Source organism: Flavobacterium plurextorum (genome assembly GCF_024638035.1).
GTDB lineage: Bacteria > Bacteroidota > Bacteroidia > Flavobacteriales > Flavobacteriaceae > Flavobacterium > Flavobacterium plurextorum.
The window spans coordinates 4386880-4413154 of sequence record NZ_CP100442.1 but is presented as its reverse complement, the minus strand read 5'-3'; the positions used below and the strand labels follow the sequence as shown (position 1 = coordinate 4413154).

At 32.5% G+C, this 26275-nt stretch carries 30 protein-coding genes; 5 read left to right on the top strand and 25 right to left on the bottom strand.

Translation table 11 applies throughout. The features are described 5' to 3' along the window. Window positions 1-6: 6 nt before the first annotated feature. The 23 genes from NLG42_RS19215 to NLG42_RS19105 form a co-directional block, all read right to left on the bottom strand. Complete coding sequence (locus tag NLG42_RS19215) at window positions 7-522, bottom strand: hypothetical protein (RefSeq protein WP_257681949.1); 516 nt, start codon at window positions 520-522, stop codon at window positions 7-9. After that, window positions 506-919, bottom strand: a complete 414-nt coding sequence (locus NLG42_RS19210) for a hypothetical protein (RefSeq protein WP_257681948.1) — start codon at window positions 917-919, stop codon at window positions 506-508. Before NLG42_RS19210 ends, NLG42_RS19215 begins: the two co-directional genes overlap by 17 nt. A gap of 278 nt (window positions 920-1197) precedes the next feature. After that, entirely contained in the window at window positions 1198-1632 is a 435-nt protein-coding gene (locus tag NLG42_RS19205; protein WP_257681947.1) for a DUF6526 family protein, read from the bottom strand. A 268-nt stretch (window positions 1633-1900) separates the two neighbouring features. Continuing rightward, window positions 1901-2383, bottom strand: coding sequence for a DNA-deoxyinosine glycosylase (locus NLG42_RS19200; protein WP_257681946.1), 483 nt, complete (start codon window positions 2381-2383; stop codon window positions 1901-1903). Between the two features lie 92 nt (window positions 2384-2475). Beyond that, window positions 2476-3675, bottom strand: a complete 1200-nt coding sequence (locus tag NLG42_RS19195) for an NAD(P)/FAD-dependent oxidoreductase (RefSeq protein WP_257681945.1) — start codon at window positions 3673-3675, stop codon at window positions 2476-2478. Window positions 3676-3714: 39 nt separating this feature from the next. Further along, window positions 3715-4503: an MlaD family protein gene (locus NLG42_RS19190; protein ID WP_257681944.1), complete on the bottom strand. Its 789-nt coding sequence runs from the start codon at window positions 4501-4503 to the stop codon at window positions 3715-3717. Window positions 4504-4520: 17 nt separating this feature from the next. After that, window positions 4521-5300: an ABC transporter ATP-binding protein gene (locus tag NLG42_RS19185; protein WP_257681943.1), complete on the bottom strand. Its 780-nt coding sequence runs from the start codon at window positions 5298-5300 to the stop codon at window positions 4521-4523. Window position 5301: 1 nt separating this feature from the next. Next, a complete protein-coding gene (locus NLG42_RS19180) occupies window positions 5302-6060 on the bottom strand; it encodes an MlaE family ABC transporter permease (RefSeq protein WP_089058528.1) in 759 nt (252 codons plus the stop codon). Window positions 6061-6305: 245 nt separating this feature from the next. After that, the gene (locus NLG42_RS19175) at window positions 6306-8576 is read right to left on the bottom strand and encodes a glycosyltransferase (RefSeq protein ID WP_257681942.1); all 2271 of its coding nucleotides are present in this window, start codon (window positions 8574-8576) and stop codon (window positions 6306-6308) included. A 640-nt stretch (window positions 8577-9216) separates the two neighbouring features. Next, complete coding sequence (locus NLG42_RS19170; RefSeq protein WP_257681941.1) at window positions 9217-9681, bottom strand: DUF1440 domain-containing protein; 465 nt, start codon at window positions 9679-9681, stop codon at window positions 9217-9219. A gap of 3 nt (window positions 9682-9684) precedes the next feature. Further along, a complete protein-coding gene (locus NLG42_RS19165) occupies window positions 9685-10194 on the bottom strand; it encodes a DinB family protein (protein WP_257681940.1) in 510 nt (169 codons plus the stop codon). Window positions 10195-10216: 22 nt separating this feature from the next. Further along, the gene (locus NLG42_RS19160; protein WP_257681939.1) at window positions 10217-10588 is read right to left on the bottom strand and encodes a VOC family protein; all 372 of its coding nucleotides are present in this window, start codon (window positions 10586-10588) and stop codon (window positions 10217-10219) included. Between the two features lie 78 nt (window positions 10589-10666). Continuing rightward, window positions 10667-10879 (bottom strand): hypothetical protein, encoded by a 213-nt coding sequence (locus NLG42_RS19155; RefSeq protein WP_233206987.1) that lies wholly within the window; start codon window positions 10877-10879, stop codon window positions 10667-10669. A gap of 9 nt (window positions 10880-10888) precedes the next feature. Further along, window positions 10889-11269 (bottom strand): DoxX family protein, encoded by a 381-nt coding sequence (locus tag NLG42_RS19150; RefSeq protein WP_099718810.1) that lies wholly within the window; start codon window positions 11267-11269, stop codon window positions 10889-10891. A gap of 251 nt (window positions 11270-11520) precedes the next feature. Beyond that, window positions 11521-12252 carry a GNAT family N-acetyltransferase gene (locus NLG42_RS19145; protein ID WP_257681938.1) on the bottom strand — a complete coding sequence of 244 codons (732 nt, stop codon included), beginning with the start codon at window positions 12250-12252 and terminating at the stop codon, window positions 11521-11523. 71 nt (window positions 12253-12323) lie between these two features. After that, window positions 12324-12929 carry a Crp/Fnr family transcriptional regulator gene (locus tag NLG42_RS19140; protein WP_257681937.1) on the bottom strand — a complete coding sequence of 202 codons (606 nt, stop codon included), beginning with the start codon at window positions 12927-12929 and terminating at the stop codon, window positions 12324-12326. A gap of 164 nt (window positions 12930-13093) precedes the next feature. Further along, on the bottom strand, window positions 13094-13549 hold the full coding sequence (locus tag NLG42_RS19135) for a hypothetical protein (protein WP_257681936.1): 456 nt from the start codon (window positions 13547-13549) through the stop codon (window positions 13094-13096). Window positions 13550-13645: 96 nt separating this feature from the next. Further along, on the bottom strand, window positions 13646-14473 hold the full coding sequence (locus tag NLG42_RS19130) for a hypothetical protein (RefSeq protein ID WP_257681935.1): 828 nt from the start codon (window positions 14471-14473) through the stop codon (window positions 13646-13648). Window positions 14474-14698: 225 nt separating this feature from the next. Then, complete coding sequence (locus NLG42_RS19125) at window positions 14699-16117, bottom strand: TolC family protein (RefSeq protein ID WP_257681934.1); 1419 nt, start codon at window positions 16115-16117, stop codon at window positions 14699-14701. A 337-nt stretch (window positions 16118-16454) separates the two neighbouring features. Next, window positions 16455-19619, bottom strand: coding sequence for an efflux RND transporter permease subunit (locus NLG42_RS19120; protein WP_257681933.1), 3165 nt, complete (start codon window positions 19617-19619; stop codon window positions 16455-16457). A gap of 12 nt (window positions 19620-19631) precedes the next feature. Beyond that, window positions 19632-20843, bottom strand: a complete 1212-nt coding sequence (locus NLG42_RS19115) for an efflux RND transporter periplasmic adaptor subunit (protein ID WP_257681932.1) — start codon at window positions 20841-20843, stop codon at window positions 19632-19634. A 247-nt stretch (window positions 20844-21090) separates the two neighbouring features. Continuing rightward, window positions 21091-21684: a TetR/AcrR family transcriptional regulator gene (locus tag NLG42_RS19110; RefSeq protein ID WP_089058541.1), complete on the bottom strand. Its 594-nt coding sequence runs from the start codon at window positions 21682-21684 to the stop codon at window positions 21091-21093. 788 nt (window positions 21685-22472) lie between these two features. Then, window positions 22473-22685, bottom strand: a complete 213-nt coding sequence (locus tag NLG42_RS19105) for a DUF2683 family protein (RefSeq protein ID WP_335342638.1) — start codon at window positions 22683-22685, stop codon at window positions 22473-22475. 138 nt (window positions 22686-22823) lie between these two features. Between NLG42_RS19105 and NLG42_RS19100 the strand changes: the two genes are divergently transcribed. From NLG42_RS19100 to NLG42_RS19080, 5 genes are all read left to right on the top strand, one after another. After that, window positions 22824-22973: a hypothetical protein gene (locus tag NLG42_RS19100; protein WP_257681930.1), complete on the top strand. Its 150-nt coding sequence runs from the start codon at window positions 22824-22826 to the stop codon at window positions 22971-22973. Window positions 22974-23213: 240 nt separating this feature from the next. Continuing rightward, window positions 23214-23447, top strand: coding sequence for a hypothetical protein (locus tag NLG42_RS19095; RefSeq protein WP_089058543.1), 234 nt, complete (start codon window positions 23214-23216; stop codon window positions 23445-23447). 152 nt (window positions 23448-23599) lie between these two features. Continuing rightward, window positions 23600-24052, top strand: a complete 453-nt coding sequence (locus tag NLG42_RS19090; RefSeq protein ID WP_257681929.1) for a hypothetical protein — start codon at window positions 23600-23602, stop codon at window positions 24050-24052. Window positions 24053-24062: 10 nt separating this feature from the next. Then, a complete protein-coding gene (locus NLG42_RS19085; RefSeq protein ID WP_257681928.1) occupies window positions 24063-24758 on the top strand; it encodes a hypothetical protein in 696 nt (231 codons plus the stop codon). A gap of 21 nt (window positions 24759-24779) precedes the next feature. Further along, a complete protein-coding gene (locus NLG42_RS19080; RefSeq protein ID WP_257681927.1) occupies window positions 24780-25271 on the top strand; it encodes a DUF6985 domain-containing protein in 492 nt (163 codons plus the stop codon). A gap of 100 nt (window positions 25272-25371) precedes the next feature. On the opposite strand, the gene NLG42_RS19075 is transcribed toward NLG42_RS19080, so the two are convergent. Both NLG42_RS19075 and NLG42_RS19070 read right to left on the bottom strand, forming a co-directional pair. Then, window positions 25372-25716, bottom strand: a complete 345-nt coding sequence (locus NLG42_RS19075) for an avidin-fold protein (RefSeq protein WP_089058547.1) — start codon at window positions 25714-25716, stop codon at window positions 25372-25374. A gap of 99 nt (window positions 25717-25815) precedes the next feature. Further along, the gene (locus NLG42_RS19070; protein WP_089058548.1) at window positions 25816-26160 is read right to left on the bottom strand and encodes a hypothetical protein; all 345 of its coding nucleotides are present in this window, start codon (window positions 26158-26160) and stop codon (window positions 25816-25818) included. Window positions 26161-26275: the final 115 nt, after the last annotated feature.

Below are 26275 nucleotides of genomic sequence, written 5' to 3'. Positions count from 1 at the left end.
TTAAAATTAATGTTTGTAAAGTTTAACGTGATTACCAAATGAATATGTCGCAGCAATAGTTGGTCCGTTATAACCCCATTTCAAGAATCCATTTAAGTGTTCTCTTGTTGTATCAACTTTAAAATTCAAACCAGTGTATCCCGCAGTAATACTTAAATTTTGATATACGTTATATAAAAGTGATAAATTATAGCTGACAATTCGGCCATCGATATTATCGATTTTTACTGCCAAGTAATTGGCATTTACATACAAACCAAAACGTTTTCCGAGTACAAATTCTGCCCATATTCCAATGTCAGGTAAAGGCGCTGTAAAATTGAAACTGTCGTGGTATTCAAGACTGGCTTGGTTGGCATCTAAACGTAAACCTAAATCGGCAAAAAGTACGTGAGCACCAATCAGCAGACCAGCTTCATACTTTGGTTTAGATAAAAATGCATATCCGTAAGCTATACGAGCAATTTGTACGTCGAAATTGGCTGATACTCTAGAATTTACATTATTAGGTATGATCACCAAAATTAATGTCTTTTTGCAGGGTTTTTGAAGAACTTCTGTTAAGCGAAAAAAATTCAAATCCTAATCTTGATCGTCTTGAAATACGCCAATCAAAAGTTCCCATAAAGGAAGAACTTGATTTAGAGAAACCTAAATCATCTTCTAAATCTATTTCCGTAGCTCGATTACCATTGTTAGTACCTACTTCAATTTGTGTATTATTTACTGGAAAAAAAGCTCCTGCAGTTACTTTAAATCTTCTTGCATGCCAAGGTAAATCATCTGGAGAATCTTGCAGGTAGTCGAAGTTGTCTTGTACTGCAGTTAAGGTGTCTTTTGTTGATGCATCTGCCACAATTTGTGCATTAGATGAAAGATACGAGAACGGAATTATCAAAAAATAAAATAATCTTTTCATGAGGTTTATCTTTAAATTTATTGATGAATTTTTAACAATTAAAGTTAACAAAAAAAATCATTCATTTTAATTTTAGGAGCTTATTATTTGATTATCAGTTGTATAATTTGAAAGTTTTGTTAAAAGCAGTCCGCGTGAGGGATAGCAGCAGTCCTGCCGAAGCAGCGCGAATAGCCCGACGCCATATAGAAAAAGCCCCAATGAACGCAATGTAAATTGGGGCTTTTTTTATATGGGGTCACGCCCATAACTTCGAAATTTTGAAACTGCTTTTACTCTTAAACTCTGTGATAATCTGCTCGCCAATGTACGATGGCTTTTTTGATAGAATCACCCGAGAGGTTGTTTTTAAGAGCATCGTCGATTAAAGTGAGAACTTCGTCGTTTGGAGCAAAACGAAGTGCAAATATTTGATCGTCGGTAAACTTATGCTCAATTTCTTCAAACCTTTTTCCTGTGAGTGTAAAATAGCGATAGCGAAGTTCTAAGCGTATAATTCGGTTTTGTAAAGTGAGGGCGTAATGCTGGCGCAGCATGTAAGCAAGAAAAATAAGGAGACCAAAAAGAATACTTATAAATGACCAAATTAGCGGATCTGTTGAGGTAAAAGCAAAGTACAAACTGCTGAGAAAAAACAGAACTGCAAGCGGATAAAATACAAAATGATGTGCGGTATAAAATCGTATATGATTGTAGTAGGTTTGAATTTTCATAATGTAGAATGTTTATATGAAAGTAAAAAAAATAAAGCTACTCTAAAAGAATAGAATAGCTTTTTTTCTCAAAAATAAACTAACATAACCAATGTTTCCTTTATCGTATAAACTTTTTACAGTTTTACTTAGTAATATATTTATAAGTCTTATTAAGTCTCAAATTGTCAATATTTTGACTTTGATTTATACTAGTAAAATTAGGTTATGTGCAGCTATTGTTTGTTATATTTTGAATAGCAAATGTTATATGATTTCAATATAAAAATTACAACGTACCTATAATTTGCCATTGTTCAAGTTTTGACTGCAGTGATTTACTTGCATTTGCAGGACTTGTTGAGGGAAGCGTTATAAGCTGATAGGTGTTTTGAAGTTTGACATATTTCTTGAAAAACTGTGCTGCTTTTTGACCGTTAAACAGTATGGTTTTTATATTGGAATGCTGTTTTAGAAAGCTCTCAAAATCATTGGCGATTTCATTCTTTATAGCGCTGTCTAGACTTCCAACTCGGTCGCAATACTGTAATACATCCCACAAAGCAATTTTATTTTGAAGTAAAAAAGCCTTTTTTGTTTCATAATCATTACTGAAATCTTCATTGAAAATGGTAAACAAGAATTTCCAAAAATTGTTTTGATTATGTCCATAGTATTGATTGAGTTCTAATGATTTTGTTCCAGGCATTGTACCTAAAATTAATATAGTAGAATTTACTGAGCTGATGGGAGCGAAAGAAAAACTTTTCATTTTATAAAAATAGTAAAATAAGGTTCTAAGGAGCTAAGATTCTAAGAAAAAAAAGCTCAGAACCTTAGCATCTTAGTTTCTAAGAACCTTCCTCAACGTCCAAATCGATAATACTCTAAATCCTGATTTTTTTTGTTATTGATTGAGTCTAAAACAGAATTCATTCCCATCACGCTGAAAGTAATTCCGTTTCCTCCGAAGCCTAAAACATAATGCTCGTTTTTTTTCGGATCTGGTTTCCCAAAATACGGCAGACCGTCTTTCGTTTCTCCAAAAGTTCCTGCCCAGGAATAATCTAGTTTAAAGTCAGAATTCGGGAACCTTTTTTGAAATTGTTTTAGCAAAAACAATTCTTTTTTAGGAAGCAGATTATCTCTTTTTTTAGGATCTTTAAATTCTTCGTCACCTCCACCCATAATAATTCGGTTGTCTGAAGTAGCGCGATAATAAAAATATGGAGACGAAGTGTCCCACATCACAGCATTTTTTAAACCAATCGGTATTTCGGGCATAGATTCAGATGCAATTGCAAATGTGCTTTTTAAGTCGACTATTTTCTCGTTTATTGTTTCAGTGCTTTCGTAACCCGTACAATGTATAACGTGATCTGCGGTAATGGTGCATTTACTATCTGTTTGTGCAATACATTTTCCTTTTTGAGAATGTATATTGGTAATATTGGTTCTGTCAAAAATCTGCATACCATTTTGCTGACAGTAAAAAAGTAAATCACCCGCTAATTTAAACGGATCAATAACCGCTGCTGTTTTTGATTCTATAGCCGCAAGAGCATTTAATCCTATTTTTTCTAAATCCTGTTTGTTGAGCCAGCTCACATCAAAACCTAATTGTTTACGGACTTTAAATTCGTTTTTTAAAAATGGAATATCTTTTTTGAATGAGGTAAAATAAATACTCTTTTTAAATTCAAAACCACAGTCACTTTTTATAGTGTCAATTATTGTTCGAAGATCAAAGATTGCTTTTTTTCCATTGTTGTAACTGTCTACAGCGCATTTTTCACCTCTAAGTTTTATTAATTCATGCAACGGCACATCAACTTCATATTGAAGTAAAGCAGTACTTGCTGCCGTACTTCCGTTGCAAACATCACGACGATCTGCAAGGACTATTTTTTTTCCCTCAGAAATTAATTTATATGCCATTAAAGCTCCAGTTATTCCGCTTCCAATGATAAGAATCTCAGTGTTGATATCAGAACTGATAGAAGGATAACTAATATTCATGGCATTTTTTAAAGGCCAGAAAGTTTCTGTAGAGCGTAATTTCATTTTTTAGATTTATTGTTTTGCGGTTTGAATCGAGTTTTTTTAAGACTCTTTCTTAGCATTTTCTTCTTTTTGTTTTTCCTGTTTTTCCTGTTTTTCTTCTTTAGCTTTCGTTGCTTTCTCTTGTTTTTGTTCTTGCTTTTTCTCCTTTTCCTTCTCTTTTTCCTTCTCTTTTTTCTTGAAGTAACCTCTAAACAAGAAATTACTTTTTGCCGCCTCCATATTATCGCTAAAACCTTTTGTTCCTGTTTCTAGATTAGAGAGCGTATTTGAAACACTGTTTGCCATTTTATCATCGCGTACTAATCTTGCCAAAGCACCATTTCCGTTATTCATGCTGTGACTAAAAATGGCTAACTCTTCAGAAATAACGCCTACATTATCGACACTTTTTTTAACGCTTTTCATAATGTCGTTCATTTCTATTCCGTCAATAGAAGCTATTGCACCATTGTCTTCAATAATTTTTTGTGATTTAGTTCCAGGAGAAATAGTGAGTACTTTGTCGCCCATTAATCCATCAGAACCAATACCGGCACGAGCATCTGTTTTTATAAATTCTCGTACTTCATCTTTTATAACCATTGACACAACAACCGAGGAATCATTAATTAATCTGATTTCCTCAACCGTACCAATGTTAATACCGGAAAAGCGTACGTTGTTTCCAACTTCTAAACCGCTGACAGTTTTAAATTTTGATGTAAGGTGAAATGTTGAACCAAATAGATTTTTTTGTTTTCCAATAAAATAAATTGCGGTTATAAAAAGTAACAAACCAATTGTTACAAACATTCCTAATTTCCAAGTATATCCAGATTGCTTTTCCATGATTTCTAAAGTTTTTTTTATTTAAAAAAGGAACGAACCCATTTGTCTTCGTCTTTTTCTAATTCGTCATACGTTCCTTCGGCATGAATTACTCCATCTTTTAGTACTATAATTCGATCTGCCGTCATTTTTGCACAAGCCATATCGTGCGTAATTATTATTGCCGATGTTTTTTGTTTCTTTTTAATGTCAAGAATCAATTCACTGATTTCTCTAGAAGTAATTGTATCTAATCCAGTTGTAGGCTCATCGTATAATATGATTTCGGGTTTTAAAATCAATGTTCTTGCTAAACCAATTCTTTTTCTCATTCCGCCAGAAAGTTCAGACGGCATTTTATCTACAGCGTCACTTAAACCTACATTTTCCAGCGCTTCCATAACTTCATTTTCAATCTCTTCTGAGGATAAATCTTTTTTATGTTTGCTCAACGTAAAAACAAGATTTTCCCGTACCGACATCGAATCATACAATGCACCGCTTTGAAACAGAAAACCAATTCGTGTTCTTATTTTGTTAAGTTCGTTTTTTTTGAGTTCTAGTATATTTTCATCAAAAACGGTTATTTCGCCTTTGTCTGGGGCGATCAATCCAACGATACATTTTATAGTTACCGATTTTCCTGAACCAGAACGTCCTAAAATCACCAAATCTTCACCTTTATGTAAGTTCAGATTGATGCCTTTTAAGACTTCGTTATCTTCGCCAAAAGTTTTATGTAAATCCTTAATAGCGATTATTACATCTTGCTTTTTAGTTTTTGATTGCGGTTCTATATTTTCTTTTTCTTTAATCATCTTAAAAAAATAAATCAGTTATCTGTACTGCGAGCATATCAATAATAAATATGGTTAAGGAAGCTGTTACAACTGCTGAATTTGCAGCTTTTCCCACGCTTTCCGTTCCGTTTGCGGCATTAAATCCTTTAAAACATCCAATCATTCCAATAAAAAAGCCAAAGAAGAAAGTTTTAATCGTGGCAGGAATCAAATCTAAAAATTCCAGAGACTGAATAATCTGTGTTAAGTATCTATAAAAATTGACATCGCCGTGAATGTTTATTCCAACATAACCGCCAATAATTCCAACAGCATCAGCAAAAAACACTAATACAGGCACCATTAAAGTGCACGCTAGAATTCTAGTTACGACTAAATAGTTGTACGGATTAATAGCCGAAACTTCCATAGCATCAATTTGTTCTGTAACTTTCATAGAACCTAATTCGGCACCAATTCCAGACGAAATTTTTCCTGCGCAAATCAAAGCAGTAATAACAGGTGCAATTTCTCTAATTAAGGAAAGAGCCACCATTCCCGGAAGCCAGCTTTCGGCTCCAAATTTTACTAATGTAGGACGAGATTGCAAAGTGAGTACTAAACCCATAATAAAGCCTGTAATCGCTACTAAAGGCAATGATTTATAGCCAATAACATAACATTGTTTCAAGAACTCTTTTGCCTCATAAGGAGGAATTATTACCTCTTTAAAAAACTTCTTTGCAAACAAAGCTGCCTCTCCAATTTCTGTAAATGTATTTTTTAAGCTCAGAATCAAAATGTTTTGTTTTAAAGTTGCTTTTGTATTTCAAATCAATATTTTAACAGTTTTTTCTGCTTTTGTAATTATTTAGGAAAGTTACCCTGATAGTTGTTAAAATTATTTACACAACTCTTCTTGAAGTTTATATAATTTTCATTGTGAGTAGATTAAAGTAAACTGATGCTGAATGTGATATAACAAAAAATCCCTTTCATTAAGAAAGGGATTTTAAGGGTTTAATAAAACTTTGGTCAGTGTTGCTAAGAGTTTATTGCAAATCCAGTTCGGGATTTTAGCAGCGGAATTACTTTAGATTGCGATTGAGCAAAATTTTCCATTAATAATCTTGCTGTTAAATAGCATATCGTAGATTCTGCGCCTTGATTTAAGTTTACATTTTCTTTTTCGAGTCCGTCATAACCGCCGCCGCTTACGGGATTATACATAATTTGATTTAAGTGATTTTTACCTAAAAACCAGTTAAAAGCTGTTTTCATTTTATGTTTATATTCTGGAATTTTAAACGTATTGTAAAATGCATTTAAAGTTTGAATGGTGTACGAAACGTCAATAGGCTGTTCTCCAAATTGTTCTGGTTTTGTGCCTTTTTGATACCAGTTTTGATTAGAAATGGGTTTAAAACTGTCATCTATAAATGTTTTAGAAATTAAAAAATCTAATGAATCTAAAGCTGCTTTTTTATATACAGGTTTATTAGTTACTAAATAAGCATACAACATCGATTCTGGCAGAATACCATTTGCATAAGTTAAGTAATTCTCAAACCATTGCCAATCTTCGGTGGCGGTGTTTTCATAATTAACAAGCAGTTTTGCATTCAATTTATTTATAATTGCCGCCATATATAGGTTCGGAATTACAGAATAATAGAGATACAAACCTTTTGTAGCAAATCCAATTGAACGTGGCGATTGAATAGTTTCGGCCCATTTTAAAGAATTCAATAAACATTTCGATGCTTTTCTTGAAATCGGTTCTGGAAGAATATCAGAAATAGAAGTTACCGTTCCTAAAGCCCAGATCGCTCTTGCGTTTGAATCTTCTAAATTAACTTCGGCATTTTGTTCCATATGATCGCGGTAATCCTGATCGACATAATTAATGAAATTTCCTTTTGGCTTTTGACATCTTTCTATAAAATCCAAATAAATCAAAATGTACGGAAGATCGTCTTTATCCTTCGTTAATTTATAGTGCATGCAAAATGCAATCAATGCGCGAGCATTATCATCTAATGTATAACCGGATTCTAGATCTGGAATAGAAATTTTGCTGAACTGAATAATACCAAGATCTGTTGTTAATTTTTTAATGTGACGTAATTGTATTTTAGGATATCGGTACTTAATTTCGTCTGGTTTTTCAAGTAGTTTTTTATACGTTTTTATGTGAATTATTGCCGTATTCTCCCAAGAGGAAGCTCTCGTTTTTCTAAAAGCATTAATTCCCATTTCATGTCTTAGATTTTCATCAGAGATTAATTTAAGTGTCGATTCTGCAAACTGATCGACATTACCAATATCAACTAGAACACCGCAATCTGAAGTTAGAACTTCTCTCGTATGCGGAATTTTTGAAGCTACCATTGGGCAGGCACAGCTCATTGCATACGAAAAAGTGCCGCTTACTGCTTGGTTTGGATCTTTTGAAGTAAACAAATAAATATCGGTAGCTTTTAAATAATCTAAAAGTTCATCTGTATCTAAATACTTATTTATAAAACGAACATTATCTTTTAAGTTCAAATCTTCAACAAGCGCTTCAAGTTTATTTCGGTATTCATCAACACCATGTTTAATTAAATTTGGATGCGTTTTTCCAATTATCAAGTAAAGTACATTTGGCTCTTTTTTAATGATTTTTGCCAAAGCCTGTAAACCTGTTTCAATATTTTTTCCTTCACCAAGTAATCCAAAAGTAGATAATACTAATCTGTCTTGAATATCATATTTTGCTTTGGCTTGATAGGGAGTTTCATAAATTACAATATGAGTGCCGTGTGGTACAGTTGTAATCACATCTTCTGAAATGTCATATTCTTTAATCAGGATTTCTTTAGACTGATTTGTCATTACAAAAACGGATTTGCTGTAGCTTAAAAGTAATTTTACAAAAGTTCGTAATTCGTTATTCGGATTTGGAATAACACTGTGAAAAGTAAAGGTTACGGGTTTCTTAATTACATTTAAAAAATCTAGTAAATGGTCTCCGTATTGACCGCCGAATAATCCAAATTCATGTTGAATATGAACTAATTTTATTTTTTCATCTTTATTGATTTCGCTGGCAGCTTTAGCATAATCATCTTTATTTTTTGTGTTTAAGGTAAAAGCTTGTGCCGGATTTGTGTTGGGTTTATCGACCAGTTCGCAAATTTCACAGCTGATCGATTTGCCAAAAACATCTGTAATGCCTTTAATAGTATCTTGAGTATAAGTTGCGATTCCGCATTGCGTGGGTGGAAAAGTCGAGAGAAAAACTATTTTTGATTTATTTGATATCGTCTTCATGGGAGTTCTGTTTAAAATTCAATTAATAAGTCATTTAGGATTAGTAAATCCATTGTAATTTTATTGTAGGCAGATATTTTAGGAGGTTGTAAAAAAACTTCCTAATCCAGAAAATAACATAGTCTGCATACGTGTTTTTCACGAAGCATTCTAGAGGTTTAGTAATTGGTGTTGTTAGTTTCGAAATTAATTTCGAAAGAGCATTTTGCTCAAATAATGCAATGCAGGCTTATTAGACTTAGTTTTTGTTTTTGTTGCCGCTTGATCTATCAAGAGTGAGTCAATAGAAATAACGATAAGAAAAAATAGAGGATCAATTTTATAATTAAAATTAGGTTTTAAGCTAATAGAGGTTTGAATGTTTTTCAAACAATCTTTTTAAAATTAAAGATCAAGTCTATATTTTTTCTTTAAATATTACAATTGAATTGGTGAAAGTAAATTGGGAATTAAATAGAAATTTTCTGTTGATTTTTTCGATCAATAGAACATTATATTTTAGATTCTTAAACAAACTATTTTTACTTTTAATAAAAGTATGATTCTTTTTTGAAATGAAAAGCTAAAATTTTGATAATTCTTTTTTAATGTAAGTTTTTGATAGTCAGTTTTGTAGTTTTAAATTTTAGAATTTGAAAAACTAACGATAGGTATAATGTTTTTTGGTTATAAATGCTATCGGAATACCAACACAGAATATCAAAATTAATATGGAAAGCAGTAATGGAAAGTCAAAATGTTTGGATGGAAGTTTAGGAAATGTGATTGGAAGCACGATAAGATTCATAACTATCCAAACAAATAAACCATATAAGACACCAGAAAATACGGTGTTTTTTTGCAGAAAAGGAAAATAAGGATATATTTTAAAGAAAAAATAAGCAAAAGTAAAGGCAATAAAATAGTGAAGAAGCAAACCGTATACTGCCATTTGAGATCCGCCAATGTAAGCTTCCTGTTTAAAAATACCGCTGGCAATTGATTGTAAAATTTTTTCGGCCGTTGTTTTGTGTAATAGAACAGCGTAGATTAAAATTGCAGCCAGAATATCTAAAGTTCCTGCTAACAAGCCAGAGGATAAAACAGTTCTCGATTTTGATTTCATATCTTAAATTTTCTTTATCGATTTAGAAATTTTGTTTAATTGATTTGTGTGGCGTTTTGTATGAATGAGTACAAAATTAATCCATTCGTAAATCGTGAATTTGTCAAAACCGGGAACTTGAAAATCAAGACAAGTTAAGGTTAAATCATATTTTTCAGCTGAATCTAATAAATCGAATTCAATTTTATGAAGTTTTTCGATCAGTACTTTTTTGTCGTATTCTTTTTTTTCAGGTTGTAAAAATATTGGAGCATCCATTTTTATGTCGAAGTTAAAAAAAAGAGCTTCAATATCTTTTACTTTTTCTTCGGAATTTCGAGTAGTTTTTTCAGTTTTTCCTGCAAAAAGTTCAGGATATCCGGAGCCTGCCAATACAATATGCTGTGCTGTTTGTCCCGCTGTCCAACTGTTTTCGTATGGAATTTTATTTATTTCATTTTCAGAAAATAGCGAAAAGGTTTCGTTTAGATCATGAAATGTTTGAACTATATTTTGTTTAACTGCTGCTTTCATAATTTTAATCTTTAAGTGATTATTATACTGATGTTATCCACCAAGTATTCCCGAATGGATCTGTTACACCGCAGGTTCTGCCATAATCCTGATTACTTAAACCCATTAATGAAACGGCTCCATTTTCTAGCGCTTTTTTATAAGTTTCATCAGCGCTAGGAACATAAACAAACAAATTAGCAGTTTGTTTGGGCCAGTCCGCAACTTCATCGGTGATCATTATGGTGCTTCCATTCAAAGTAATTTCAGCATGCATAATGGTTCCGTCTTCGCGTAGTGCTTTAGTATGCGTTTCTGAAGCTCCAAAAACAGTTTTAGTAAAATCAATAAATTTTGATGCGCCCGGTAAAATTAAATAGGGCATTATGGTTTGATGTTCTGCCGGAATATTCATTTTGCGGTATTTTAAAATTTTGGATTTTAAAATTACAAATTATTATTGTATTATTTTGTAATTCAATTGATTATGATTTTACGGGAGTACTTCGCAATGAAAACCAAATGAGTTTACGAGCTCTATTATTTTGTGATTTGAAATTTTTGAATCGTTGATTCGCAGAATTTTATCGCAATCTTCAAGATCAAAATTGATAGCGCTGTTAGGAAAATGCTCAAGAAGCTTTCCCACAATCATTATTGATTGCTCAACTTCTTGAACATTTGTTTTGAAAACTTCTATCATCATTTGTAAATTTTATAAAGCGATATTTTTATAACGCTCAATTTTATGATAATAGGTATAAGAAACCGCCAAAATCACTAAAAAGATTAATGGGAAGAAACCTTGAAAACCAATTCCATCAACCGCAAAATGGCTGATTGAAGCGAATATAAAATCGAAACCAAATCCGGCGTAAGCCCATTCTTTTACATTTTTAGGAACTGACGGAATCACTAAAATTAAAACACCTAAGATTTTGAAAATAACTAATGCACTTCCAAAATACTCTGGATAGCCTAAATGTCTGATTCCTTCTTTAGCCAGTTCTGTCTGAGAAGTTAATGCCGGCATAACGCCTTCGAATAGAAAAATAATAATTGTCGTAACCCAAAAAATAATTTTTGCTTTTTTCATGTGGTATTTTTTAAATAGTTATTAGTTAATGTATTACAAATGTAATGATCTTATATTTCTGATAAAATACACATTTACGACTATTTTAGGGGCATTTACGACAAGTTGGTTGTTGGTTATTGGTTGGTTGTTAGTTGTTGCTTGGCTTTACCATACCGTTTGTTATCCCGCGTTCCTCGGGATGACAAGATTGTGTTGACTGCTTCACTATGCTCAACACGATAGAAATAAGAAAAATTGGAATTTAAAATTTACGTAAGCTGGTAATTCGTAATCAAAAACAAATCCTCAAAACCCAATCTTGTATAAATGCCTTTTCCTAAAGCAGAAGCTTGCAGTTGCGCATATTCACAATCAGCATCAATTGCTTTATTGATAGCAAATTTCATGATTTCTTCGGCAAAACCTTTTTTACGCATTTCTGGAATAACGCCGACACCATGAATTCCCATTGTTTTTTCGGTTTGAAAAAGGGTAAGTGTTCCAATTGGTTTTTCTTCAAAATGAACTAGATAAAACGCTGCATTTTCGTAATTATGAACCAATGTTTCTTTACTGATAACATAACTAAAAGACATCGGATAAATATCAGACCAAGTTTTGGCATCTTCATCATTTAAAACTCTTTTAAAACTCAGATTGTTTTGGATCGGAAATTTTTCGTCCAGTTTCAAAGCCATAGCCATCAATTGAATTCGAGTAGAAAATCCGTTTTTTTCAAAGATTTCATTTGAATTACTTCCGAAAATATCCCAATATGGAATAATTAATTTGGGATTTTCTCTCATTGTTTCCATAATCTGTGGAAGATTATCTTCGGTAATATCTTCTCGAAACCATAGTCGGTTTGGCCAGCCGGAGTTTTCTATTTGAATAAATTCAAAAGGATCGTTTTTATGATAGGAAAGAAGAGGAGTGGCAACAGTTCTCCAAAGCGCTGTCAGGTTGTCAATATTGTCTTTTATGAGGTTTATATTTTTCATTTTGAATATCAAATTTAAATCTGAAACAAAGGTAAAATTAGCTTTTCAAGAAAACCTTTACATATGTTGATTTACAAATCTTTTTCCAGACTTTTTCTAATTCGGCTTAACTGAGTTGGAGTAATTCCTAAATGCGATGCAATATGTAATAGCGGAACTCGTTCTGCAATACTTGGATGTTTCTTTAGAAGATTAACATATCTTTCGGTTGCGTTTTGCATTACCAGCGCCACTTCTCTTTGTTCTTTATCAATAATCCAGTTCTTTTCTAAATGAGCGATATAAAAGTTTTTGAGATCTTCATTTTCATTAATTAGCAAAATGTATTTTTTGTAATTAAGGTTGATGATAATGCTGTCTTCCAAAGCTTCAATTGTAAAATCAGAAGGCGATTGCAGCATCAATGAAACTTTTGAACCTGCAAAAGAGTTTTCCATGAAAAGATTTTTATTATAGAAATTTCCCTGTCGATCTGTTATAAAAGCTCTTAGAATTCCTTTTGCAACAAAATGAAGATTTTTAGCAATTTCTCCATTTTGTAATAAAGTTTCTCCTTTTTTAATGGTTTGGAATTCTGTAATGTTCTCAATTAATTTCCATGAATTTTCAGAAATAGGAGAGTAGCCTTCGAAAGCCAGCTTTAGATTGTTGAGGGATATTTCTTTATTGAAAGTCATAGTTAATCGTTTTGCCACAAAGACGCTATGGCGCGATGTTTTTTTTTCAAAAATAAAGAAATAAGTCTAAGTTTGTCCTTACTACTTTACAGCAAATAAAAAACCGCCAAAAACTCAAAAGTTTTTAGCGGTTTTATTACAAGTTATTTGTACTGTATTATAGTTTAATCAGCATAATGATAAATGCTTCTTTTTACTGTATTATTTATTTTTTCAAGTGTTACTTCTGTCACACCGCCTTCATAATTCATAGCAATAGCCACTTTATCTTTTGTGATTTGATATTCGATAGAGATTAACCCATTTTTATTTATCTCAACAGATTTAGTTTCGCTTGGAATTGCACTTAAAAAGTATTCTGATTCTTCGACTTCTTTATTCTTAATAATATTTTGATACACTTTATCAATATCAGTATCTTTTAGGATGCATTCTTTTCCAGATCCCATTTCTACTTCGATGTCTTTACAATCCTCTTTTTCCTCTGCCTTTTTTTCTTCTTTTACAACCGCAATTGTATCTGCTGGCTTGGTTTCTGATTTTAATTCTTCATTCGAATTAGTTTGCTTGCAATTTGCAAATAGTAAAGCTAAAAGCGCAATGGATGCAATTTTCTTCATGGGTTTTGATTTATTGTTTGAAAGGATTATTTTATAAAGTATGATATATTCAAAAATGGAATTTACGAGTTTATCAAAAGTAATTCTCTAGGTTTGTTATTCAAAACTAATTCTTAGATTATTTTGTATTCGGGATTTATTACCTTTATATGTTCCAGGTTTCCAATTATTGTAATCTTTTTTTAGTGTATGTATAGCAAGATTAATCAAATCTTGTTTGTATTTTTCATCAATACCTTTTTCATTTACCCAATTAGTTTGTTTTATATTACTTATTGTCCCATCTTTTTCTACGATAAATTCTATATCAGTAAATAAATAATGCATGCTTTTTCTATTTATTGGTAAATCAGTTTTTATAGTGGTGGAATAATCATTCTCTATAGCAATTTTTGGGTTTAATATTTTTGGTTTTTCGTTTTGTTCTAAATCGTAAATGCTAATAATTTTATTGTTGTTATTAATATTTTTTATGAGAATTTTTATAGCATCATTTTCTATCTCTGATTTATAATTCTCTCCATATTTCTCTTTCATTTTTAAATCTATATATGCGATATAACAACCTCTTGTTTGTCCCTCATAAATTTCACAACCCAAATCCTGAATTCCTAGTTTAAATTTTTTCTTTTTAAGAACTTCTTTAATTTCATCTTCATAAGGCTTGAAATCACATCCAAAACATATCGTTTGAACATAAACACCATTGTATTTTGAAAGATCATCTTTTGCTCGTTCAATTTCACCATTGCATAAACTGTCGCTCTTAGGAACGTTTTTCATGTATTTTGCATAATCTAATGGTGGAGGAAGTTTAACAATTTTGGTTGTGTCTGACCTTGATGGATTAATTACCTCTGTATTTTTCTTACAGCTAATTATCAAAAAGAAAAATACAAATAGGATGAAATAATGCTTTCTCATAAAGTGATTAATGATCTAAAAGTAAATATATGAAATTATAAAAAAGCATCGCGAAGAAATTATTGTGGCGGAGCTACTTGCGAAGATCTCTCCTTCGTCGAGATGATAATATAGTAGGTAAAAAAACTTATTGGTCTTTGCTGCAAAACTAAAAAAACGCCATAAAACCCAAAGGTCTCACAGCGTTTTCATCTCAAAAAATAAATAATTAACGGGTAATAGGTATTATTTCCAGCCTCCGCCTAAAGCGCGATATAAATCAGTATTAGCGGTTAACTGTTGTCTTTTAATATCTGCAAGTTCCAATTCGCTTTGCAGTAAATTTGCTTGTGCAGTTAAAACTTCAAGATATTCTGCCATACCATTTTTAAACAAAAGGTTTGCATTTTTAATGGCTTGCTGCAAGGTTTTTACTTTTTCTTGAAGGAAAGTTTCTTGCTGCTGTAATTTCTCTACTTTCACTAAAGCATCCGAAACTTCACTGACAGCAACTAAAACAGATTGTCTAAAACTTATAACTGCTTTTTCTCTTTCTGCGACAGCGATATTATATTGTGTTCTTACTTTTTTATTATTCAAAAGAGGCTGTGTTAAACCGCCTGCAACAGTTCCGAATAAGGAAGCTGGAATGTTAAACCAATTGCTGGCTTCAAAAGAGTTTACGCCGCCTTGAGCTGTGATTCTCAAAGCTGGATACAAGTCGGCTTTTGTGATTCCTACGTTTGCATTGGCTGCTTTAAGCGCTAATTCAGCACTTTTTACATCAGGTCTTCTGCTCACTAATGATGATGGAATTCCAACAGCGGTATTGTGTTTTACTTCAATTGAACTCAAACGAATTGTTCTTTCTTTAGAATTTGGGAAAGAACCCGTCAATACGCTTAATGCATTTTCTTGAATAGAAATATTTTGTTCTAATAACGGAATCAACTGCGCTGAGTTTAATTTTTGTGCTTCAGATTGTTGAATCGCTAGTGAAGTTACCTGACCAGCATCGTATTTTAATTTGATAATATTTGTTGTACTATCATTTAAACGAAAATTTTGTCTGGCAATATCCAATTGAGCATCCAGCATTAAAAGATTATAATATCCTCTTGAAACATTGGCTACAATATTCGTTTGCAGTGCTTTCTTCACTTCTGCAGATTGTAAATATTCTGCATAAGCGCCTTTTTTCTGATTTCTAATTTTTCCCCAAATATCTGCTTCCCATGAAAGTGAAGCTCCTGCAGAAAAGTCATCGATATGATTTTGACCTAAAGCCTGACCTAAATTTTTACCAGTAAAACTATTATCAGAAGGATTGCTGGTACTTGCGTTTACGAGTAAATTAACCTGAGGCACATTTCCCCATTTTGATTGTGTAAAACGGTAATGTGCAATTTCGATGTTCTTTTCGGCAATTTGCAAATCGTTGTTTTTGGCAACGGCACTGTCGATCAATTTGATAATATCTTTTTCTGTAAAGAAGTTTTTCCACTCCACATCAGCAATACTGCTTGTATCGCTTGAAACCGATGCATTCCTGAAGTTCTCAGGAAACGCATCTTTTGGAGTTTCAATATCCTTAGAAACTTTACAGGATATTAAAGTGGTGATCAAAATGGCAATCATCACGATTTTGGTTATATGATTTTTCATTAGTTTTTTATTAAATTTTTTTATCCGTTGGGTGTATTTTTTTAACACATAGAAACATTCCCGACAGCTATTGGGATTGAGAATAAAAAAAAGGCGTTTCACTTATTTTAAATGCACATAGTTTTCTATGTGTTGAAACTAGTTTCTTTTATTCTCTTTTTTTAGACAAAAACAGCTATGTTTCTATGTGTTTAAATTTTTTCTATTTTCACCTAAAGGGTTAAATTTCTGTACAAGTATCTTTTCTAGTTTCAAGATCTTTTGAGATTCTGTACGATATATATCCGATGCCAATTATAATGGCGACAAGGATTGTTGTGATATAGTTTTCCATATATTATTTTTCTTCATTATGAATTACGGCAACTGGTTTTCCAGAAACCTTTTCTTGTAAATGTTGGAAGATGATGAATAAAACCGGAATGATAAACAAACCTAGAATTACTCCCGAAATCATACCTCCTGCAGCACCAATACTAATAGAGTGGTTACCTTGAGCTGATGGTCCTTTGGCACTCATCATTGGTACTAAACCAACAATAAAAGCAAGCGACGTCATGATAATTGGTCGTAAACGTAATTTTGCAGCATCGATAGAAGCTCTAATTAACGCTTGACCTGATTTTCTTTTCTGCACGGCAAATTCTACAATTAAGATGGCATTTTTGGCGAGCAATCCGATCAGCATGACTAATGCAACTTGAACATAAATATTGTTTTCAATTCCAGTTAAACCAATAGCTACGAATACTCCAAAAATACCTGCAGGGATCGATAAGATTACCGCCAAAGGCAAAATGTAACTTTCATACTGTGCAGCAAGTAGGAAATAAATGAATATCAAACACAGTAAGAATATAGTTGCCGATTGCCCTCCAGAAGAAATCTCCTCACGAGTCTGACCCGAGAATTCAAACCCGTAACCTGCAGGTAATTGTTGTGCTGCTACTTCTTCAATTGCTTTAATAGCATCTCCGGAACTAAATCCTGGTTTCGGAATGGCATTAATAGAAATTGAGTTAAATAAATTGTATCGTGAAGCGGTTTCTGAACCATAAATACGAGTTAGTTTTACTAAAGTATTTATTGGAACCATTTCGCCAGTTTTGTTTTTTACAAAAACTCTGTCAATTGCTGTTGGATCTGCTCTGTCCTCGATATCGGCCTGAACAACCACACGGTAATATTTACCAAATCTGTTGAAATCAGATGCCTGAGCACTACCAAAATAAGCCTGCATGGTTTGCAAAATGTCTTTTACATTAACACCCAATTGATTTGCTTTTTCGTCATTAACTTCCAATTGCAATTGAGGATAATCTGCTTTGAAACTCGTAAAGGCAACTGAAATTTCTGGACGTTTCATTAATTCGCCGATAAAGTTTTGAGAGATTCCACTGAACTTATCCAGTTTTCCTCCAGTTTTATCCTGCAGCACTAAATCTAAAGCCTCAACATTACTAAATCCTGGTACAGTTGGGAAACTGAATACGAAGAAACTTCCGCCAGAAATAGCGCCCAGTTTACCACGAACCTGATTCATGATTTCGTCAATATTTTTAATATCACCACGTTCCTCATTTGGTTTAAGCAATACGAAAACTACTGCTGATGATGGACTTGTGGAATTAGTCAATAAGTTGAAACCTGAAATCGCTGTTACAAATCGTGAAGCGTCTAAACCTCTTAAAGTATTTTCAGCTTCAGTCATTACTTTCTGCGTTCCGTCTAATGATGTTCCAGATGGTGTATTTACTGCAATGGCGATAAATCCTTGATCTTCTGTTGGGATAAATCCTGCAGGAGTTGTTTTTACCATTATGACAGTTGCTATAGTAATTAAAGCCAATCCGCCTAAACTCAACCATTTTCTTCTGATTAAGAATTTAAGTCCGCCTACATAACGGTTTGTTAAAGATTCAAAACTGCTGTTGAAAGCTGTAAAGAATTTTTCTTTAAATCCTTTTTTCTCATAAGCGGCATCATGATCGTGAGCTGAATGATTATCTTTTAAGAATAATGCAGCAAGCGCCGGACTTAATGTTAAGGCATTTACAGCCGAAATTACAATTGCAATTGCCATCGTAAAGGCAAACTGACGATAGAAAACTCCTGTTGAGCCTTCCATAAAACCAACCGGCAGGAAAACAGCAGCCATTACCAGCGTAATCGAGATAATAGCACCCGTTATTTCGTGCATTGCTTCATGGGTTGCGATTTTTGGAGACAAGCGTTTGTGCTCCATTTTCGCATGCACGGCTTCGACAACTACAATAGCATCATCTACCACAATACCAATCGCCAGAATTAATGCGAAAAGCGTTAAAAGGTTGATCGAAAATCCGAATAACTGCATGAAGAAGAACGTTCCTAAAATTGCTACAGGTACAGCAATAGCCGGAATTAATGTTGATCTAAAATCTTGCAAGAAGATAAATACCACAATAAATACCAATATAAAAGCTTCTAGTAAGGTATGCTGAACCTGTTCGATAGACTGGTCAAGAGATACTTTTGTACTATAGAAAATATTGTGTTTTATGCCTTTTGGAAAATCTTTAGAAGCTTTTTCCATCATTTTATTAATAGCAATCTGGATTTCATTAGAGTTAGATCCTGCTAATTGAATCACCCCGATTACAACTCCTTTTTTACCATTTAAACGAGTTAAACTGTTGTAAGAGTAAGCACCAAGTTCAACTCTTGCTACATCTTTTAAGCGAAGTACTGAACCATCTGCATTAGAACGTATAGCAATATTTTCATAATCCTCGGGTTTAGTTAATTTCCCTTTATATTTAATAACGTATTCAAAAACCTCTTTGCTTCGCTCTCCAAATTTACCTGGAGCAGCTTCCAAACTTTTGTCTTGGATCGCTCCCATAACTTCGCTTGGCGTCACTTTGTAAGTTGACATTTGCGTTGGATTCAACCAAACACGCATAGAGTAATCTTTTACACCACCAAAAATACTAGCAGAACCTACACCTGGAATACGTTTTAATTCTGGAATAATATTAATCTGTGCGTAGTTGGCAACAAAAGTCTGATCGTATTTTGCTTCATCATCAGTATACATACCAATTGCCATGATAAAGCTGTTTTGCTGCTTAGCTGTAATAATACCTTGCTGTACAACCTCGGCAGGAAGCTGACTGGTTGCCTGTGCCACTCTGTTTTGTACGTTTACTGCAGCTTGGTCAGCATCTGTACCAAGTTTAAAGAAAACTGTAATAGCCAAAGTACCGTCATTACTGGCTGTAGAACTCATGTAAGTCATGTTTTCTACACCATTTATAGATTCTTCGATAGAAGGTGCCACAGAACGTAAAACCGTTTCTGCGTTTGCTCCCGGATATACTGCCGTTACCAAAACCGATGGCGGAGCAATATCAGGAAACTGTTGTAAAGGCAGTTTAGTTAAACCTAATACTCCCAAAATCACCAATAAAATGGAAATTACAGTTGCCAGTACAGGTCTTTGTATAAATATTTTGAACATTGTCTTTTTGAATTATTTTTTATTAGTTACTTCGGCAACTTTAGTTGATTTTTCTGGCTGAATCGCTTGTCCATCCTGAAGTTTGTCAATACCGCTTAATACGATTTGGTCACCCGTTTTTACACCTTCTTTAATTAAATAATTGGTACCGCTTTTACCCACAACGGTAATAGGCATTTTAGTTACTTTATTGTCTTTACCTACCGTGAAAACAAACACTTTATCCTGCATTTCAACAGTAGCAGCTTGCGGCACTAAAATTGCATCGTCGTGATTTAATCCTAAACGGATTTTTCCTGTATTTCCAGAACGTAATGTTCCGTTTGCATTAGGGAAAGTTGCTCTAATCGTGATCGCTCCGGTAGTTTTATCAAACTGACCGTCAACCATATCGATTTTTCCAGTTTGCGGATAAGAACTGTTATCAGCCAAAATCAAAGTAACTGGAGGTAGTTTTTTGATTTTGTCACCAAGAGAATTTCCTGCATATTGCGTCTTAAAGTTGATGAAATCTGTTTCGCTCAAAGAGAAGTAAGCAAATACTTCATGAACATCCGATAAAGTTGTCAGCGCTTCAACATCAGATGCAGAAACTAAACTTCCTTGTTTTTTAGGCAGTCTGCCAATGTATCCGCTCACTGGAGCCGTAACATTTGTGTAACCTAAATTAATTTTAGCAGAACCTACCATTGCTTTTGCTTGTTCGATATTTGCGGCAGCAATTTTTTGAGAAGCCTTTGCAGTTTTCAACTGATAATCAGAAACTACTTTGTTTTGAACCAGCGGAGTCAATTTATCAACTTCTAAATTTGCATTAATCAAAGCCGCTTCTGCAGCGTGAAGACTTGCCAAAGCATTGTTTAACTGCTCACGGAACGGACGTTCGTTTATTTTGAATAAAGTTTGTCCTTTACTTACATAAGCACCTTCGTCAACAAAAATTCTGTCAAGGTTTCCGCTTACTTGCGGACGAATTTCAACATCAACAGTTCCTTGTATAGCGGCAGGATATTCAGCGTCAGTAGTTGTGTTTGCACTTGTGATCGCTAATACTGGTAAAACCGGTGGAGGTGGTGCAGTAGGTGCCTGATTTTTATCAGCACAGCTGCTTAATACTAAAGCCAGAATAAAACTGGTTATAATTACATTTTTCATTTTATTGGTTTTAATTGGTTCAACATTTCTTTTAAAAAATTGTGGTATTCTGGCATTCTCGGGATTCATATTTAATTATATTAAATTATCTAACGTTGTTAAGTAAAAATGCACAAATTTCCATACAGTAAGCCTTTTCCAATTCGACTATAAATTGGTATTAAATTATTTATCACTGTTAAGTAAAAGAGTAAAAAAAACTCGGTTTTACCTTTATTAAATTTTCTAACAGTGTTAAGTTAAGGTTATAAAAAAAAGGATTTTATATTATCCAATTAAATTATTTTACACTGTTAAGTAAAAATTGAAAAAAAATCTACTGTATTGATTTGATGATACCGCCAATGGCATCTTTCAAAATTTGAGCATTTATTGTTTCTAAAATATCACTTTTATTTATGATGTTTATGGCAATTAAACCATGAATCACAGAAAAGAAAGTAAAATATTTTTGTTTAATGATATCTTCACTAGGATTGCTGTCCTTCATAACTTCAGCAATAACACCAGTAAATAATTTGTAAGGTGCTTCCTGAGCCGAACATCGCTGAGCACAGCATGTCATTTGTACACCAAACATCAACTGATACATTTCGGTATTAGTAAAAGCGAAGTCCCAGTAAGTCATCCACATGGCTTCTAATTGATCTTCGGGTTTTTCAAACTTATCGATTGCAATTTGCAATTCTTTAGTCAGCTTCATAAAACCTTTGCCCGTAAGTTCCTCTAATATTGCTTCCTTATTCGAAAAGTATTCATAAATAATAGGAGCAGTATATTCGATTCTGTCGGCAATTTTACGCATACTCAAACCATTCCAGCCTTCTTCTTTTACGATATCATAAGCAGCGCCAAGAATATTATTTCTTGTCTCTTCTTTTTGTCTTAAAATTCGATCTTTGCTAGCCATTTTATTCGAGTATTAAATCGTTTAACACTGTTAGGCAAATGTATGGCGGTTTTTCTAATTATGAAATGTTTTTATCATAATATTTTCTTATCGTATCATAGATTGATTCTGAAGCCTTGAATTTATTGAGGTTTTAGTTTTTATATATTTTTTGAAGCAGTTCGTTTTTCGTTTTTAAGAACGTTTTGTCCCGCTCTACACTATATCTTTTATGGCGAACACCGCCATAAAAGGATGCCGTTTCGATCAGGGCTACTCGAGAACTTGTATTTTTTCATTAGAACTTTGTCAAAGTATGCCAAGAATAATTTTCTATTAATAAAATTCCGGAGGAATGAAATATTTATAGATTATTGATTACACAATTTAGAAAAAGCTCCAGCGGAGCGACATATTAATATTGTAAATCCAAAAGATATTTCGCCCCGCTGGGGCTCTATTAAAATAAAATTAATTGTTTCTATAAATATTTCGTCCCGCTGGGACTTTTGTATAATTTTTATTTTACGGGATATTTTTCTGGATTTTGTGAAGTATGAAAAACAGCATTTAAAAACACTGTTTTTGATAATTCATCAACAATAAAAAATGCGACGTAAGGAAATTTTTTAAATGGAAGATAACGATAATTAGTATCGTGAATTGATAGAAAGGATTTAAATGTAAGGCTTTGTAAACCTTTTTATAATCATTAAGAAAATCTAAGGCAATTTTTTTTGCTAACTTTTAAAATATAATATTCAACTGCTTCCTCAATATTTTTTAATGCAATTGGAGAAACAATAATCTTATAATTCATACTTCTTTTTTAAATCGGTATAAACAGAGTCAGCATCAGTATAAAGGTTTTTATCTGAAATAACTTGATCGTTTAATATATTTTGTTGTTCTTCAGATAACTCATATGGTTTTATATTTGCGATCTCAAATTTGATCTTTAGTGCTTTCATAAAAGCTTTTACAGCTTCAATTTGAGAAGCGTCTTCTGTGTATGCTGTGATGTTAATTGCTTGGATGATATTAATTTACTAAAGTTGATCAACAAAGTTAAGACAAAACTCTAATTTCCATGTTAATCTCTATAATTTATTTATTCATTACTGCCAATAGTAATTTTTCGTAACATTACAACAAAAAAAATGAAACCAATAACCATCATAAAAAACACAATTGCTGTTTTATTTTTCCAGCAGACCTTTTCTCAGGAAGCCAAAAAAGAAACTGCAGAACCAAATTACACCATCGAAAATTGTATCAATCATTTTGAAATAATGACAAAAATGAGATAAATGTTTGCTGAAATATAGATTTCTTATATTTGATAAAAGCCAATATACTTATTGAAAGAAAAATCTTTCTTTTTAAATGTTTTTATCTATATTTGAAGTTCCTAATATTACGACTTTGAAGCTAAATAAAATTTGCCCTTGTATTATGTGTGCGGTATCGGAAACGACCGCAAATACTGTCGTAAGTATTAGGAACACTAAAATACAAGGGTTTTTTATATTCCTAATTTTACGACAATTATGAGAACAAACACACTTTCCAAAGAAGCCGAAACAAGACTTCTAAATTTCTTCAGTGATAAAATTAATCCCGAAGACATGGCTAAAGCATTACGACAAGTAAATTATATTTTAGCTTTAGGCGTAATGCGAGAACATGAAACCCTTCAAAACGGAGTAACCGAATTAGAAAACAGCTTTTTTTGGCTCAATGAATTGGCCGAAGTTTTGAATCCTTATTTGAGTGAGGAGTAAGATTTACAAAATAAAACCTCGGTTTCTTAAGATCGAGGTTTTATTATTTGTATTGTTGTTGAGATTTTGATGCGTTTACAAGACTCATCGTTAAGTTAAAACAGATTTTTGTTAGAGATTTCAGATTATAATCTTTGTTATATTTAATTCAAATGAAAAATTCAAAAAATACTATAATTCATATTATTTGTTTACTAATAATTCTTGTTGTATCGAATGGTTGTTCATCAAAACACATTAAAAAGGTAAATAAAGATATAAAAACAGACTTCGGTATAACGCTGATTTCGCCTTCACAAGGAATATTTTTTGTTGAAAACCAGAAAGTTGCAGCCTCAGAAGAAGAAGTTGAAATTCATAAAAAAACGGCAGATTCTATTTATAATAAATATGGTCCCGCAACAGATAAAAGATTTGTAGGCAGAACAAACGCCAGAGAATTAAAATTCATTACTGCCAAAAAAACATACCTTATAGATGTCACTATGCTTGATAAAAGAACTGCAATGGTTTTGTTTGATGGTAAAAATAAACCTGTTATAAAGTATAACCCTAAAAAATATAATAGTATTGTTGAAAAGCATTTTATTGCCAATTCTAACTAAAACAGCACTCATGCAAAAAAGCAAATACAGTATCATTTGTGTCATTTTTTTCTTTAGCCTGTATTCTTTTTCACAAGAAAAAGCTACTGATAGTCTAACCTACAATTTTTCATCTTATGTAAAAGGAGCAAACAAAACCAAGGATAATACTTATATCAGAAAAGTAAATATTTATAAGTCAGATATATCAGATCAAACCATCAAGTATACTTTTTTGTGTATGGATTTTAAATTTGAAGGTCCAAATAATGTTTCCTACATTCGAAGAGTTGCTTATGTTTTTGATGAAATTACAGTTTTGGTCAATCCAAGCGGAAAGATAATTGATGTTATAAAACCTGAAGATATGGATAAAAGATGGCAGGAAACAAAGGAAAAAATACTGCTTAGTTATTCTGGTTCGGTGATAACAAAATATTTAGAACAAGTAGAAGAAACTATAAATAACAAGCAAAAGCTAACTGATTTTTTGCAGTCAGATGCCATGTATGGATTTCTTTTAAAAGGGCTTTCACAAATAAATAATCCTGACCAATTATCGAAGATAAAATTTAACAAAAAAGAGGATTTAAAAACAATTACACCAAAATCATTGTTAAAAGATGATAAGGAAGAGTTTGTCATCAAAAAAAAGACCCTGATAAAAGCTGCTAAAGTTAATGAATCCATTAGATACGAAATTGATTTACTGCCATATGCAGAGTAATAATTTTTAAAATATATACATATGACAACACATTCATATTGGGGAGATGTAGAAGAAGATTGGGCTGGTTACTCCTCGGAGATTTATTTTTCATATCCGTTTTTTGATATTCCTAAAACTGAAGTTTTTTTAGGTGATGAATACGATGAAGAGGGCGAAGAAATTGAAACGCCTCCAACCGAAAAACAATTGACAGCATTTGCAAAAACGTATCGAATTTTTATTGATAATATCGAAAATCATTTGGCAGATTTACAATTAAAATCATTTGAACGATACAATAGAATTTATGCGAAATATTACGAAAACAGCGAGCAATCTGGCGAACCGCCATTAAACATTGACAGCATTGAAAAACACAACGCCTACATTAAAGATTTAATGTATCTACGGGTTTTGGACAATAAAACCATTAAGGTAACTATTCGGTATAAGTTAGATACCGAACATGGCATTGAATTTAAGTTTGTAGATGGACAAATAGAAGCTGTTGGAGGTATTTCAGAGACTTAAATAAAGATAAAAAACTCGAGTTTGTCGAGTTTTTTTATCTTTATTTTGTGCTTACAAGCGAGATTTTTTGTGTTTGCGCTGTCCTTCTTTTTTCGATTGTTTATTCAATTTCTATATATTCAGATTTTCCTTTGTCATTTCCATTTGTCAGCCATTCCCAATCCAAAGACAATTTTATTTTACCATTCTCTGTCAAACTAATTTGTGCCAATGCTTTACCTGCTTTTAGTTCATTGTCTGTAGTCAAACATTGATAAAGCATATTTAATTCGTTGTCTTTTAAATCGGCAATAATCTTTCCGTATTTTATTGTTCCTCCAAAATAGTCTGCAGTCACAAGATTTCCGTCCTGATTATAATTAAAAACAGTTTCTGTATTTACTTGCCCATTATCTGAATTTTGAATTAAGGCAAACTTTTTATTCTTGAAATTAAATTTACTCATATTGTCTTGTAGTTTTATTTCAGTTGTTTTAAGTTACGATTTAGTTCTTAATTTGAACTCTGAGCTAAGTTAGCACATACAAATTTGAATGGGCAAAACTTATTCGATATTGTGTTTATGTTTCTCGAAGTATTCGATTGCCATTTCTAGAATTTCTTCTTTTGTTGTAAAGTTATATTTTATTCCATCGTTTAGTATGTGCATTTCACCAAGTTTAGGAGTGTAATGCTTTCCATTTAAATGGAATGACTGTATAAGCGTCAGCCAATGATTTCGATGTTGATCTTTGAAAGAGAATAAGGAATTATCAGATATTATAAAAGTGGTTCCGTTATCGTGGTCTAGGATTGAAGCACTTTTACTACTGTCATAATTGCCAAAAATAGTAACATTGGGATTGTATTTTTTTGACAATAGTTCTTGGATTTTTGGTGTTAGCGGCATGATCAATGGTTTATTTTGTGGTATTTACTGTAAATTAAGACTACGGTTTTCAGTAATTTGACCACTATCAGGTTTTTTTATATCAAAATAAGTCATTTTTTGAAAAAAGAACAAG